We start from the raw sequence: 15,008 nt of genomic DNA, 5'->3' as shown, positions 1-15,008 counted from the left end.
ATGTGAACCATGAATGATGTCGTTTTGCTGGTGAAATCCTTAGTTAATCAGCTCACCCTGCTGCAGCAGCTCATACAGTACTTTCGCTGCTGCTTCACGCGTTGTAGCTGCTTCTGGACGGAAATAGGAAGTTCCGTTAACAGTCTCTCCACTCATGATACCTGCTTGGGTTACTTTATCAATGCTGAGCTCAGCAAAGTTCCCGAAGGAGGAAGCATCTGCATAAGGTCCACGAGGGGAACCCTGTACAGCTGGAGTGATCTGTAGCAGATCCATAGCTTTTGACAGCATAACGGACATTTCCTGACGCGTAATATGTGCATTAGGATCGAACTTTCCATCATTGCGGCCTGTAATCAGACCAGCATTATAAGCTGCTGCTACATCTCCTGCATACCAGCCACCTGCTTGAACATCAGTGAATGGAGCAGTGTTTGCAGCTTGTAGGCCCAGAGATCTTGTCAGCATGGCTGCGAACTCGGCGCGAGTTACACGCTCTTTTGGCGCGAAGGTCTGCTCCGAAGTGCCGTTAATCAACAGCTTGTGTGCAAGCGATTGAATCTGAGATTGTGCGAACGAAGAGGAGATATCCTCGAAATACACAGTTCTCGTTGCCACTGCATAAGTGGACAGCCCTGGACGATTGACTACTACTACGGTTGTGCCATCATCCTGCTTGTTGAATACGGATGGAGTCGGTGATACCTTGCTTCCGCTAGTATACAATACACCAGCAGTGTTACCCTCAATTTGTCCAGGTACGGTAAAGGAGCGCAGAATGCGTTCTTTAGCCGGTACGTTCAATGGTGTACTGAGGTTGCCTGACAGTACATTAACTTCGAAGCTGACAGGTGTGCCGATAATCGTAGCGCCTGGGAAGCCTTTGGTGAAGATCTCCAGGTCCTGGTCCTGATCGGCAATGTTGAGCTCCAGGGAAGATCCGGCTGGAACAGAGCTAAGTGCCGACGTTGGCAAGGATAGGGATGATGTCCCAAAGTTCAAAATAATACTGCTATCTACGGTTGACTTGGCGAGCAAGCCAAGCTGGTCAGCGGACAGAATCAGTTTGGTTGTAGGAGCCTCACTAGTGTTAATAGAGACAACAATGGCAACTGGTTTGGAGTCTGCTTCGTTGAGGGCAGCCTGAAGTGCTTCATTGGTAATGCTCAGTGCCTGAATTCCATTACTTACGACTACAGAGGCTTGTACAGGCTGAACTGATTGCCCTTGCTTCACCACACCTTGAATGCTAGGTGCACTCGGTGTAGTTCCATCTGCAGGAGTGGCTGGAGTATCTGTAGCTGGAATTGTTGGTGGAGTTCCGCCTCCACCCCCGCCAGTGCTGCTGTTTCCGTTGTTGCCGCCAGTAGTATCATCACTGCTGCTACTCTTACGTGATGTATCAACTCGCAGAGCCTTGGAGGCATAGTATGTCATGAGTCCATCAGCGTTGTACTTAAAGTTGCCATTTGCATCAAGCTGTGGAGCAATCAAGGTTAGCTTGTAGGTTCCGGCAGTCAACTGGCGTGTAATCAGATTGCCGTTCGCATCCCTTTGAGGGCTCCCTGCTTCGTCAACAGCGAAGTAAGTTCCGCCGTAGTTCTCGAATGCATAGTCCCCTGGCTCCAGGAAGCCTTCCTCGGTATAAATATTATCAACAATACCAATGAGTTGGTCATTCACACCATATACTTGAAGCTCGATGTAGTCTGTATTCTCAGCCGTCAGACGGAATGTTACATCCGTCGTGGCCTTAATGCCGCCCCGGTTAGGTGTAATAATTGGATTGGATAGTTGCATTTCTTGCAGACCGAATCCGGTAGCAGGGGCCTTCTCGCCGACATGCACAGTGAATGGCAGATGGAGTGTTGGGCGTCCTGTGCTTTCCAGTACAACTTTACCCTCATAGACTCCGTCTACAGCACCTTCAACAGGCTGTACTGACAGGAAGAATGGTTGGCTTTTTCCTGCATCAGCACTGATAGCACCGCCGTCGCCAACACCCTGTAATTCTACACGAAGATTGCTAGGGCTCGGTGTAGAGATCGGATTTGTAGGATCGGAGGTCACATCAGCATGCAATTCTACGCTAGCTTGATAGCGTACGGAGCTGGAGGATACGTTTTTCAGCTGAAGCTGAATTTGCTTCGCTTCACTTCCAGCCGGCAGGACGCCGAAGCTGGCCGATGAGCCATAATTGATCACATCTCGATAGGTCAGATCTTTGTCCAAAATAGTCAGTTGCTCTACAGTTTGCAGCAGAGCTGGAGTATCTGTGGCATGATCCACATTGACTCTGCCTGCCCCTTGGGAGTAAGCATCATAAAGCTTACCTGATTCGTTGAACAGAGAGTCTGCAGTATTGGCAAGAGCTGCTCTGACGTCAAATGGTGTCCAATCCGGGTGCTGCTGCTTCAAGAGCAGAGCCAGACCTGCTACATGCGGGGACGCCATACTTGTACCGTTGCTGCGATTGTATGCTTCGGCATAGGAGGCATCTGGATCGAACTTTCCGTATTTCGGCCAAGTGGACATGATGTTGACACCTGGTGCGGATACATCTGGCTTGATGCCCAGCAGATCATCGCTATTTGGTCCGCGAGAACTGAAGGATGCCATGCGATCACCGGGAACATCAATTTGAGGATACTCCTGGTCAAATGTAATGAAGTGGAGCTTGTCAGGATTCTCGACAATACTGCGAGCCCATGCTCGTCCTTCTCTACCTTTCATGTCAAATGTCGGAATGAAGCCAAGGCTATCGCCAAGACTGGTGTTGATGTAGCCGTCACGCTGTGCCACGCTATCGGACAGATCGGCACTGTTAGGGTCGCTAGGGCTGGTATTGCCGTTGAAAATGATTGCAGCGAGCGCCCCTTGCTCTTTGGCAATCTCGATCTTATCTACGAATGCAAGACTTCCTCGGGAGAGCAGTACGATCTTTCCAGTCACATCTTTACCCACATAATCATCTACTTGACCAAGATCAGCATAGACAACCTCAATAGGGTGTGTGCCAAGGATAGAGGCAAAGTCATCATCGCCTGTTCTCCAGCCCATAAGCTGGTAATCATAAAAATCGTAAGTATCCGCAGTAACGCTGCCATTAGGGTCGACAGACTCGTATGTGGCTTGGGATACGGTACCCGCAGCTGTGTACAGGCGACCAGGGATCGTTGTCGCTCCAACGGAGATCGCTAATTGTGCAGAAGCTGGTGAGCCCATTGAGTAGTAGTAAGGGCCAGAATCAGCAGCGTTACCGCTCGCGATAACTGCCACAACACCAGACAGTACTGCATTATTGATTGCAATGGAGTCTGGTGAATTCGGGTCCTTCTCCTGATCGGAGCCCAGGGACAGGTTGATTACATCCATGCCATCCTTGACCGCACGCTCGATTCCATCAATCACCTGTGCAGATGAGCCGGATGAGCGCCCAGTTGCAGGATTCCGCCCAAGCACCTTATAGGCATACAGATCTGCATCATAGGCGACCCCTTTTTGAACGATATCAGAGGTCGTATTTTTGGCTTGGCCAACAATAGTACCTGCTACATGCGTTCCGTGAGATGTTCCGGCAAAGCCTGTTCCGTATGGGTCTTCATCAATGCTGACAGGAGGCTCCTCATAAGGATCATTGTCCTGCTCAAAGGAATCGTAGCCGCCTTTATAAGCATCCTTCAGGTCAGGGTGATTGTAATCGACACCGGTATCAATGACGCCTACTTTGAGTCCTTTGCCTGTGAAGCCTTTGCTCCAGGCCTCAGGAGCGCCAATTAGATCCAGTGGGGCGTTATCAAATTTCACTTCATAGGTATCATCTGCCACTGTGGAAGGATCTTGAACTGGGATTGTAAAATAGGTCTGGTTCTCATGAACGGATTTAACGCCAGGAAGCTTGGCGAGAGCCGGTATTTTGTCGGCTGCAACCGTAACCTCCATGCCATTCAGAACCGTGTTGTAGCGGTAATTAACCTGGAGAGAAATGCCTTGTTTTCTGGCAAGCTCTTCGAAAGACGTCTGCTCGCTCTTGATGGAGGATTCAGCAGAGCGCGTCGAGAAGGCACGGAGGCTGCCTGCGCTAAATCTCTCAACAGCTACAGGGTCGCTGCTGAGTTGGACAATGACTCGAACATCCTTGGAAGAGGAAGTGTCAAGATTAGGAGAGATGTAGGTAGGCTCCTGCAACACCTCGTTGGTCAGCTCAGAAAGAATCTGTTGGCTGATATCAGGCGAAGCTAGACTGGCTGAAGGAGCTAGTAAGCTCGCTGCCAGAGCGAAGATGGAAGAAACAGTAGTTACTTTATGCAGCAATGTACGTGTTTTCAAAGCTTCCCCTCTTTTCACAAGATTATAGTCTATTGATTTGTCTATCAGATTTGGCTTGGCAACATCCTTCGTTGCCTGCAGGCCCCCTCCCATATTGGAATATGATTCGTAGAATGGTTGAGTATGTAGTTTTGAGGGATATGTTACCATATGACTAGCAGATTTTTCTATATGAATTTAATATTTTTAGAAAATAAAGGTTGTCAATAACAAATAAACCCATGATTCATCAGGTTTTGTCAGGCTTTTTACAGAGAATCTACCTTAGTCACTGCACTCAAAAAATGATAGTTATGCAAGATTGCGGATGCACAGCATGGGAGATTAATGATATAATCGCATTGGAATTGTTGACTATAGTAAAATCAACCTTGATTAAGGAGTCGATTACGATGGCAAAAACACTGGTCTTTGGTCATAAAAACCCGGATACGGATACGATTACTTCTGCGATTGCATATGCTTTCTTGAAACAAAAGCTTGGTGTAGATGCTGAGGCAGTTCGTCTGGGTGAAGTAAGCGGAGAGACTCAATTTGCTTTGGATTATTTCAAGACCCCGGCACCACGTTACGTTGAGAAGGTGGCTGCTGAGGCCGAGACAGTTATTCTAGTAGATCATAATGAACGCCAGCAAAGTGCTGATGATATTCAAGAGGTGCGTGTGGTTGAGGTTATCGACCATCATCGTATTGCGAATTTTGAGACGAGCTATCCGTTGTATTATCGCGCTGAGCCAGTAGGTTGCACAGCGACAATTCTTAAGAAGATCTATAAGGAGAATGGGGTAGAGATTCCTAAAGATATCGCTGGACTCATGCTGTCTGCAATTATTTCGGATTCCCTGCTATTCAAATCTCCTACCTGCACAGAAGAAGATGTAGCTGCAGCGCGTGAGCTGGCTGAGATTGCTGGCGTAGATGCTGAGAGCTATGGCTTCGACATGCTGAAGGCAGGAGCTGATCTGAGTCAGCACACCATCGAGCAACTGATCAGTCTCGATGCAAAGGAATTCCAACTGAACGGTAGCAAGGTTGAAATTGCCCAAGTCAATGCAGTTGATGTGAATGATGTGCTGTCCCGTCAGGCTGAGCTTGAAGTTGCACTGAATAAGACGATTGCGGATAAGGGCCTGGATCTGTTCCTGTTTGTTGTAACCGATATTGTTAATAGTGATTCTGTGGGTATTGCACTCGGCAACAAGGCTCAGGCGGTTGAACAGGCATACAATGTCAAGCTGGATGGCAACAAGGCGCTATTGAAGGGTGTAGTATCCAGAAAGTCACAAATCGTACCTGTACTGACAGACACATTTAACGCACTGTAAGCACTGTTATTTGGGGAGCTTGGCTTCTGCGCGCTGCAGGGCCAGAGATATTTGACGCTCCCATTCTTCTACCTTTTGCTGAGAGGCATGTACATTGCCGAGCAATTGATAGACGCGGGTAAGCTCAGCGAGCGCAAGGATGGAATTTCCGTTTTTGATACTTGCCCTATACCGTTTGTGTGCTGCTGTGCGGCTCTTCTTAACGGAGGCAATTTGTTTGTTCTCCGCTGTGATTTGCTTCTTGATAGCTTGTACAGGAACAAGGGCTTCCTTGACGGCCGCTGCCTTCGCAGTGGCCGTTTTTTTGGCGTCTGCAAGTGCCTTTTTCTGAGAAGCGATGTCCGCACGAGCTGCTGTAACAGAAGGCTTAAGCGAGCCTTGTTTCAATACCAACAGATCCACATTCTTCTTGTCCTTGCGCTTGCGGGCGTCGGCGAGTAGCTTATTCAGCTCTGAATATTGCGTCAGCAAAGGAGTGTGCTTCTTCTGTGTCTGGTCAACCTTCAGCTTAAGTGACTTCAACAAGGCAGCATCAATCGCACTAATTCTGCTCTTGATGGACTTCATCTTATCGTTGTTGCTCTTGCTGAGGCTACGGATGCGTTGACCCTCCAATGTGATGACGGATTCAAGCGTGGTCATTTGATCATAGACTGCCCCGATTGAGCTGGCGGCCTCACTGGCCTGAGATTGACTTGGCACTAAGAGCAGAGCCGTGCAGCACAAGAACACGATAAAGGGCTTCCATAGTGTACGGGTGAATGCCGAAGATAATGGGTGAACGTTCTTCTTGGTCGAAATAGGTTTCATGAACAACACTCCTGTCTGAATTAGTATAGGTGTCCGGGATGAGGCGTTACGTTAGTTGAGTGCATTCTCCTCTCTCGTACAACAAATAAAAGAAGCACCCCGCAAGTATGGCTAATAGCCTCACTTGCGGGGTGCTTCGCCCGCATCACCTATGAATTTGTAGTTAACTATACCTTCTTTTGGGATATATGTCAATCTAATTTGGGAACATATATTCTCATTTTGGTGATCTATCGTTATCAATCGGTCCTTCCGCTTACCACTCACTCTTGCTGTAAAGTACAATCCTGGGCAGGGACATGAGGTGCCAAGCCCTCTATGACAGGATGGCGCATTGTCCCTCCTGGTGTCCATTCCAGGAAGCTTACCTTCACGACGTACTGAGGGTGCAGCCACTGGGTATCACGCAGCAGTGGGGGAGTCGCGCGGAATGGACACGCTTCTACCACTGACTTCTGGACCTCTGCCGTGAGGCTGCGCCAATCAGCCGCCCCCCATTTTCCCGTACCAGCGTGCCCGATATACTCCAGAGTTCCATCCGTATTCATCAGCCCGAGCAATAAGGAATTTACTACCTTATCCCGGTAGGTGACCCCACCAATCAGTGCATATATATCTCGGCTTATCTTATGCTTTTGCCAACGATTGTCCTTCCCCTGAATCAGGTATTTGCTATCCACTCTCTTCAGGATGACACCCTCCATTCCCTGGTTGGATATAGCCCTGAATAAGGCTTGTCCATCCGGAAAGTTCTCGACCAGATGTAGATACGGCTGTGGTCTAATTAGATCTGATAGAAGCTGCTGGCGTTCTATTAGCGGGAGCTCGGTCACCCATTGATCGTTAGCGAAAAGAATGTCGAAGACCATATATACGATTGGAATCTGCGTGGCAGCGTGCTGAATGGAGCGGCTACTGCGGAGGCTGTCGCGTTTCATAATCTCATAGAAGGATGGCTTGCCATCCTGGAAAGCAACCAGTTCACCGTCAAGTATGAAGGAAGTTGCATGGCAATGTTCGTTCAAGTGCTGGAGCTCCGGGTATCGTGCAGTTCGATCATGCAACCGCCGATTCACCAGCCGTACCTTGGTCCCGTCATAATAGCTCAACATTCGTACCCCGTCCCATTTGACCTGGGCAATCCATGAGGGCCCGACAGGGATCTGATCAATTCGGACGGGTTCAAAAGGAATAATAGGCTTCAAATTTGCATTTCTCCTGTCTTTCATATATTCCGCCGTAGAAGCTTATACAGCAATATCATTAGGATTCCCAATTAGCTGTGCAATAACAAGCACTTATGAACCGACACGTGACAAATGGTGTGCATACTGTCATCGCCTGATTTCCAATATAGGAATGTAAATATGTCATATATTATTACATAAAATTATAAAAATCATTGAGGTTTATTTGGAATCCTGATAGAATCACAGTAAATTGTTACTTTTCGAGACATATACCAATGAATTAGTAGGGGGTTTTGGTATTGAAAAAGATTTATTTGTTAAGTTTAATGACATTAATTTTGGTTCTACTAGCTGCATGTGGACAGCCACCAGCAGTGAGTGAGCCGACACCAGCTACAGGTGGAGAGACAGCTTCCGGGGGAAATGGACCGATCAAGATCGCTACAGATGCATCCTATGCGCCTATGGAATTCATGGATCGGGACCAGGTTACAGGCTTTGATATTGATTTTCTGGACGCTGTGATGAAGGAAGCCGGTATTGACTATGAGGTCGAAAATGTCGGCTGGGACACGATGCTGCTGAGCGTCAAGCAGGGTAGCGAATATCAGGCAGGGATTTCGGCGATTTCTGTCACCGAAGAGCGGAAGGAGAGCTATGATTTCTCCCTTCCCTACTACGAATCAGCTAATATGATTGTTGTGAAGGAAGGCAGTGATATTCAGAGTGCAGCAGACCTGGCTGACAAGCAAGTTGCTGTTCAGGCGGCTACGACCGCTGACACAATCATGTCAGAGCTGATGGGAGCCAGCAATCCTAAGCTCAAGAAGTTCGATAGTAATACATTGGCGTTCATGGAGCTTGATAAAGGTGGGGCCGACGCAGTCGTAGCCGACAATGCCATCATTCAGGAGTACATTAAGAACAATCCAGACAGCAAGCTTGTAGGCATTACAGATAGTGAAGCGTTCCAGCCTGAGTATTATGCTTTCCTGATGCCAAAGGGCAGTGAGTTGAAGGCGAAGCTTGATCCTGCAGTGAAGGCTGTAATTGATAATGGAGCCTATGAGGAGATCTATGAGAAGTGGTTCGGCAAAAAGCCAGATCTAACCAGTCTTAAAGCTGAGATGGCCAAATAGCAATTGTACGTACGGCGGCCACGAAGTGCGGAATTGGGCCTAGTATGAATGGAAGGCTCCTCACTGCTTCATATGCGTCTTCGCTATGCAGAATTGTGGGCATGGAGATGGCGTAGACGCACGGGATCTAGTATTGAATCTCGCAAGAGAAGGCATGTGTTTGCTCTGGCAGGCGCATGCCTTCTTTGTCAGTATCCGGTGGGATCAGCCGAACGCCTTAGTGGTAAGTACAGGTGTGCTGATGCAAGGTAGCTACCTAAGGAACAGGAAAGGAAGAACGACATGGATTTTAGATGGGATATCATCGTGTACTATTTTCCGTTACTAATGAAAGGAACGATTCTGACGATTGGCATCTCCCTGGCCTCAATTCTTATGGGTGCTGTGCTAGGTCTGGGGATTGGCTTTGGGAAAATGTCGCCCAAGGCTTATATACGGCTACCCATGGCCTGTTACATTAACTTTTTTCGCGGTACGCCGCTATATGTGCAAATCCTGCTCGTTCACTTTGGGGTTGTGCCCATGCTCATGGGAACTACGAATGCCGCAGTGGCGGCAGTTCTGGCCCTGACTCTGAATTCGGCTGCTTATACAGCTGAGATCTACAGAGCCGGTATTCAATCCATTGACAAAGGACAGCGTGAAGCGGCATTGTCTCTCGGACTGACCCAGCGACAGGCTATGCGATATGTAATACTGCCACAAGCGATCAAGCGTATGATTCCTGCCTTCGGCAATGAATTCATTGTGCTGATCAAGGACTCTTCCTTGGTTGCGGTCATCTCTGCGCACGAGCTAATGTTCTATAGTAACGTTATGAAATCTCAGTACTACAGAGTATGGGAGCCGTATCTCACAGCATCGCTTATTTATTTTGTCCTCACATACTCCTTAAGCAAGCTGCTTGAATATATCGAGAAGAAGGTGAAGTGACGTGGAGCCGATCATTCGTGTGTCTGGATTGGGAAAATCGTACGGCGCTCATGTTGTACTAAGGGACATTCATACAGTGATCCATCGCAAGGAGGTTGTGGTCGTGATCGGGCCCTCTGGCTCAGGGAAGTCCACCTTTCTTCGCTGTATTAATATGCTGGAGGTCCCGGATTCCGGAGAGATAATGGTAGAAGGTCATTCATTGATGGACCCTGACATTTCGATTTCCAGTATTCGCGCGGATATGGGAATGGTATTTCAGTCCTTTAATCTATTTCCACATATGAAAGTAATAGATAACATTACGCTCGCTCCTCTCAAAGTGCGTCAATGGTCCGCCGAGCAGGCTCGTGAGAAGGGAATGGAACTGCTCAGCAAGGTGGGATTGGCAGACAAGGCAGATGCATACCCTTCCTCGCTATCAGGTGGTCAATCCCAGCGCGTGGCAATAGCTAGAGCTCTAGCCATGGAGCCCAAGGTGATGCTGTTCGATGAGCCGACCTCTGCACTTGATCCAGAGATGGTGGGAGAGGTGCTTGGCGTGATGAAGGAATTGGCGGCAGAGGGGATGACGATGGTGATTGTGACGCATGAAATGGGCTTTGCCCGCGAGGTAGGAGACAGGGTAATCTTCATGGAGGATGGCATCATTCTGGAAGAAGGTCCACCCGGTATGCTCTTTGAGCAGCCTAGACATGAGCGAACCCAGAGCTTCTTGTCCAAGGTGCTGTAGAGGACCGGAAGAACGCGGCATCCTATGATCGTATGAGGTTCCAAGTAGTGCTCGCTCAAGGCCGAGGGACTAATTAGAAGGCTTGAAGATAGTTAGTGGAGGAGCCCATATAAGAATCCATAATAAGAATCCATAATAAGAGTCCGGATAAAAGTCCGGATAGGAGTTAGTGTAAGAGCTCGTCACCTCTCTCGTCATATGACGTTTCGTCTCGCTCATATTCGGGGAAACTAATGAACGAGTCGTTAAATTATAGAGAAGAGGAGCTGAAGCGGGTATATGCACGACATTCGAAAAGAGGATCATGCCTTCGTAATCATTGATGGCGAAGAGATTGTTGCCGAAGTGACCTTTGCGCCTGTAGATGAACACTCTATTGTGATCGATCATACCTTTGTGGCTGAGGAGCTGCGCGGGCAGCATGTTGGTAAGGAGTTGATCGAGCGTGTAGTGCAGATGGCCCGAGAGGAGGGGAAGAAGATTGTCCCATCGTGTCCGTATGCCGAAGCTTTGTTCAAGCGAACACCAGCGTACCATGACATATGGAAGAAGGATTCGTGAATCATATCCTGATATAGTGGAGGGATGATGAATGAGACGGAAAATTCTGATTACTGGTGCGGCTGGCAGCATCGGCCATTGTCTGCTGGAAGGCCTGCGACAGGTGAAATCCTACGATATTATCGGAGCAGATCTGAATGAGGACCCTGAACGGGGAATCACAGCTTTGAACATAACGGATGGAGAGCGCCTCAAGGAGCTTGCCCGGGGGATGGATACGATTGTGCACTGTGCCTGGGCGAAGGATGAGGAGGATTTTCTGGGTAAAATTTTGCCTGTCAATGTTACCGGGGCTTATTTGCTATATGAGGCGGCTCGCGAGCAAGGCGTAAGAAGAATTATTTTTGCTAGCTCCAACCATGCTACGGGCTACTACAAGCTTCATGAGGAGGTCGAGCCTACAGATCCCTATCGTCCTGACAGCTTTTATGGACTGAGCAAGTGTTACATTGAGCTATTGGGTCAGCTGTACGCAGATAAGCACGGCTTGTCCTCTATCAATCTCAGAATTGGCAATTTCACAGCGGATAATCGTCCGCATAGTGAGCGCTCGGCGCATATCTGGATATCACACCGGGACATGGTACAGCTGGTGCATCGCTGTATTGAGGCCGAGGACAGCACGCGCTTCATCTCGATGTATGGTACATCAGCCAATGAACATAACTATTATGATATTTCCTATTTGAAGGAACTCATTGGATATGATCCGGTTGATAACGGTGCAGACTGGCTAAGAGAGGCAGCTAGACGCGGAGAGCCGTTGAAGCATGACGAGACCCGATACCAGGGTGGGGGTGCTGTGCACAAGCATCAACCGTGAACCAGAGTCGTGAACCAAACAAGACCATCCGCGTTCGAGGGAACGAGATGGTCTTGTTTGTACGCGTGACTAACTAATTAACTAATTGTATATAAAGCTCAAGATGCGATCCATATGAAGAATTCCTACAAGGGAGGTCTCTCCTTGTTCCCCTTGCTTGGCATAGCCCATAATGTAGCCACTGTTGTTCCAGCCGGAGCGGGTCGGGAGCAGTTCACGATACTCTGAGATCTGTATGACCTCATCCACCAACAGTGCGGCATAGTTCCCGTCTATTGACACGATAATAATGCGTGCGCGATCATCAAGCTCTGCTCCGCCTAGATCGAACAGATGACGCAGGCTGATCACGGGTACAATCTTGTTCTGCAGCTCGATCAACCCCATCACCTCGTAGGGTGCACCTGCGGGCCTGGTAAGGGCAGGAACGGTCATGATCTCATGAGCAGAGGTCATAGCCATGCCATATAGCTGATCATCAATGGATATTACAATATACTGCGATGTGTGTGTGGGAGATGTCATAAGTCACGTCCTGTAGATTTTGGAATTTGAAATACAGATACTGATTCATTAAGCTCCTCGGCCAAATGGGCCAAAGCCTGGCTAGTGGATGCCGTCTCCTCGGAGGCTGCAGCAGATTCCTCGCTTGCTGAAGCAATGGTCTCCACAGACAGCATGACATCGGAGGCTTGCGCCGCTTGCTCCTCGCATGCAGCAGCAATCTCATTTACCTTCAGGGAAGAACTGCTTACCATATCCATAATAGTCTGGAATACTTCCTCGGTACGATTAGATTGTACGACATTTTCTCCTACAATGGAAGCGCTCCGCTTAGTATTGGATTGCATGGTTTTAATAATGCTGGTAATCTCCTTGGTCGCGCTACCACTGCGCTCTGCCAGCTTGCGAACCTCATTCGCGACAACGGCGAAGCCTTTGCCTTGATCGCCTGCTCTTGCCGCCTCAATAGCAGCGTTAAGAGCTAATAGGTTCGTCTGGGCTGCAATGTCATCGATAACTTCAATAATCTCACCGATCTTATCGGAATCGCCCTCGAGCAAATTCATCGTCTGGCGAATCTCATCCATCCCTTGCTTCGAAGCTTGGACGACCTTCTCGCCTTCCTGGGCCACACTCAGGGTCTGGTTGGATAGCTCGGCCGCTTCCTCAGCGCTACTTGCTACTGAATTGACCGCTTCGGTCAATTCCTTGAACAAATCAGATATGGAGGAGGCTGCATCTGCCTGACTGGAGCTACTTCCGGCGATTTCCTCGCTGCTGGCTGCAATCTGCTGCGAAGAGGCTCCTACATTTTGGGATGTAATGATAATGCCTCCGATCAAATTACGGAAATTATCGATCATTTTATTCAGGGATCTGGATACCTGTCCGATCTCCTCCTTGGAATCCAGTACGGATTTCTCGGTCAGATCGCCCTTTGACACCTTTTCGATCAAGGCGACCATATAATTCAGCGGCTTGGTGATGGAGTTCGCTACAATAAGTCCAATCAGGATGCTCACAACCACGGCTCCGATAATCAAGGTAATCGTAAGAGTCATCGCGGTGCCGTAATTTTGGTCAGCCAGATCGTTGGTATCTTGTGCGGCTTCGACATTAAGCTTAATTAGATGATCCAGACTTGCGCTGACCTCATCTCCAATCGCGAGGAGAGTCTCATTATTGAATTCGTTGAAGGCAGCGATATCGTCGCTTGCAGCCAGCTGCTTCGCGGTCTCGTATCTGTCTACATATTGCGCATATATCTTTTCGAAATTAGCGAGCTCATCCATCTCTTCTTGTGTAGTGGCTAATGGACGGTATTGATCAATAGCCGACTGGACATCACGGGCGCGCTCATTCATACGGTCCATAATTCTCTGCTCGTCAGCATCAGTCTGTGCCGCAGTGAGATCCACAATGTTCACGCGCATACGCTGGTACAAGCTCTCGACGTTGGATACCAGCCTTACGGCGGTGAGGTTCTTGTCGTACAACTCATTCATGCTGCTGTTCATGGATTCAAGGTTTTTGATCGAATAAATGCCCATCACCCCAAGGATAACACATATGACTAGGAATGAAGTAAGGATTTTCACAGCAGTCTTGAGATTATTGAACCATTTCATAATCGTGATCTCCTTTTTAAATGAGTCTTAAGTAGTATTTTGTTGCGCATATAATATGTATCTCGACAAATTCTAACAACAAATGAAGTATGATTCGACAAAATCGCATTAATTTATCGACATTATGTATAAAAGCTAATAGACAAAAATACAAACAGGGTGTGATGAGAGTAGGTGTGTTTTGAGGAGGAATGGGTTAGAATAGCAAGATGACTTATCAAGATGACTATATGGAAGCCACATTGTTCATAGTGTTGTCACTTCACAGTGATGGATGGCGTTCAATATAATAGAATTATTACAATTTTAAAATAACTAAAGGAGAATCCATTCTCATGAGCAAAGCGTCCAAGGACAAGCTCCAGCAGCCTACGACCAACCGGAATTTTACCGGACTGATTGTCACGGTATCTCTGGTAGCCAATGCTATCATTCTCGCGTTGTTCTTTACTCCGCTGGGATATCAGGGCGAGGTACACTTTGATCTGTCCCTCTTGCCACGCATGAACGCTATTTTCAACAGCTTCACCTTTATCTTTTTGCTAGCAGCTTTGTTTGCTATCATCAAGAAGAATGTCACAATTCACAAAAGATTTATTATGGCGGCATTCACAAGTACACTGTTATTTCTTGTCACCTACCTGACCTTCCATTACATGTCCCCTGGGACAGCGAAGTTCGGTGGCGAAGGAATCGTTCGGCCGATTTATTTCTTTATTCTGATTACACATAGCTTCCTGGCGGCCATTATTGTGCCACTGGCACTGTTCTCTGTTGTATGGGGATGGACGATGCAGGTGGAGAAGCACCGCAAGATTGCCCGTTGGACGATGCCGATCTGGCTGTATGTCAGCTTCACAGGAGTAGTGGTGTACCTGTTCATGGCTCCGTATTATTAATGGACTGAACAGTTCTTTAGCTATCTTCATACCTCATAATGCTCTCGGAGTTATGCTCTCGAGTTCAATCATTCTGTAGTCTGGAGCAGGTGCCTGACCTAGACTTCTCACGCAAAAAAAGGGTTGTCCTATTG

At 48.0% G+C, this 15,008-nt stretch carries 12 protein-coding genes; 7 read left to right on the top strand and 5 right to left on the bottom strand.

Going from position 1 to position 15,008, the window contains the following annotated elements:
* Window positions 1-39: 39 nt before the first annotated feature.
* Window positions 40-4,329, bottom strand: coding sequence for a S8 family serine peptidase (locus K331_RS0127245; RefSeq protein WP_028592766.1), 4,290 nt, complete (start codon window positions 4,327-4,329; stop codon window positions 40-42).
* A gap of 392 nt (window positions 4,330-4,721) precedes the next feature.
* Here K331_RS0127245 and K331_RS0127240 point away from each other — a divergent pair, with 392 nt between their 5' ends.
* Window positions 4,722-5,654: a manganese-dependent inorganic pyrophosphatase gene (locus K331_RS0127240; RefSeq protein ID WP_018886913.1), complete on the top strand. Its 933-nt coding sequence runs from the start codon at window positions 4,722-4,724 to the stop codon at window positions 5,652-5,654.
* Window positions 5,655-5,660: 6 nt separating this feature from the next.
* On the opposite strand, the gene K331_RS30725 is transcribed toward K331_RS0127240, so the two are convergent.
* Window positions 5,661-6,464: a hypothetical protein gene (locus K331_RS30725; RefSeq protein ID WP_051290074.1), complete on the bottom strand. Its 804-nt coding sequence runs from the start codon at window positions 6,462-6,464 to the stop codon at window positions 5,661-5,663.
* 263 nt (window positions 6,465-6,727) lie between these two features.
* Window positions 6,728-7,669, bottom strand: a complete 942-nt coding sequence (locus tag K331_RS0127230) for an ATP-dependent DNA ligase (RefSeq protein ID WP_028592765.1) — start codon at window positions 7,667-7,669, stop codon at window positions 6,728-6,730.
* A gap of 284 nt (window positions 7,670-7,953) precedes the next feature.
* Between K331_RS0127230 and K331_RS0127225 the strand changes: the two genes are divergently transcribed.
* The 5 genes from K331_RS0127225 to K331_RS0127205 all read left to right on the top strand — a co-directional run bounded on the left by K331_RS0127225 (window position 7,954) and on the right by K331_RS0127205 (window position 11,843).
* Entirely contained in the window at window positions 7,954-8,793 is an 840-nt protein-coding gene (locus K331_RS0127225) for a basic amino acid ABC transporter substrate-binding protein (RefSeq protein WP_028592764.1), read from the top strand.
* A 282-nt stretch (window positions 8,794-9,075) separates the two neighbouring features.
* A complete protein-coding gene (locus K331_RS0127220; protein ID WP_028592763.1) occupies window positions 9,076-9,726 on the top strand; it encodes an amino acid ABC transporter permease in 651 nt (216 codons plus the stop codon).
* Between the two features lie 10 nt (window positions 9,727-9,736).
* Window positions 9,737-10,459 (top strand): amino acid ABC transporter ATP-binding protein, encoded by a 723-nt coding sequence (locus K331_RS0127215; RefSeq protein WP_028592762.1) that lies wholly within the window; start codon window positions 9,737-9,739, stop codon window positions 10,457-10,459.
* 279 nt (window positions 10,460-10,738) lie between these two features.
* Entirely contained in the window at window positions 10,739-11,020 is a 282-nt protein-coding gene (locus K331_RS0127210; protein ID WP_018886906.1) for a GNAT family N-acetyltransferase, read from the top strand.
* A 31-nt stretch (window positions 11,021-11,051) separates the two neighbouring features.
* Window positions 11,052-11,843 (top strand): NAD-dependent epimerase/dehydratase family protein, encoded by a 792-nt coding sequence (locus K331_RS0127205; protein ID WP_028592761.1) that lies wholly within the window; start codon window positions 11,052-11,054, stop codon window positions 11,841-11,843.
* A gap of 81 nt (window positions 11,844-11,924) precedes the next feature.
* Here K331_RS0127205 and K331_RS0127200 read toward each other — a convergent pair whose 3' ends face one another.
* Together K331_RS0127200 and K331_RS0127195 are read right to left on the bottom strand one after the other, a co-directional pair.
* Window positions 11,925-12,368 (bottom strand): chemotaxis protein CheW, encoded by a 444-nt coding sequence (locus K331_RS0127200; RefSeq protein ID WP_028592760.1) that lies wholly within the window; start codon window positions 12,366-12,368, stop codon window positions 11,925-11,927.
* A complete protein-coding gene (locus tag K331_RS0127195) occupies window positions 12,365-13,975 on the bottom strand; it encodes a methyl-accepting chemotaxis protein (RefSeq protein ID WP_036636046.1) in 1,611 nt (536 codons plus the stop codon). The genes K331_RS0127200 and K331_RS0127195 overlap by 4 nt, the downstream gene beginning before the upstream one ends.
* A 335-nt stretch (window positions 13,976-14,310) precedes the next feature.
* Between K331_RS0127195 and K331_RS0127190 the strand changes: the two genes are divergently transcribed.
* A complete protein-coding gene (locus K331_RS0127190) occupies window positions 14,311-14,874 on the top strand; it encodes a DUF420 domain-containing protein (protein ID WP_018886902.1) in 564 nt (187 codons plus the stop codon).
* The last annotated feature ends 134 nt before the right edge of the window (window positions 14,875-15,008 follow it).

Origin of the sequence: Paenibacillus massiliensis subsp. panacisoli DSM 21345, assembly GCF_000426545.1 — a bacterium.
GTDB lineage: Bacteria > Bacillota > Bacilli > Paenibacillales > Paenibacillaceae > Paenibacillus > Paenibacillus panacisoli.
The sequence above is the reverse complement of the archived record's forward strand: the minus strand, read 5'-3'. Positions and strand labels throughout refer to the sequence as shown.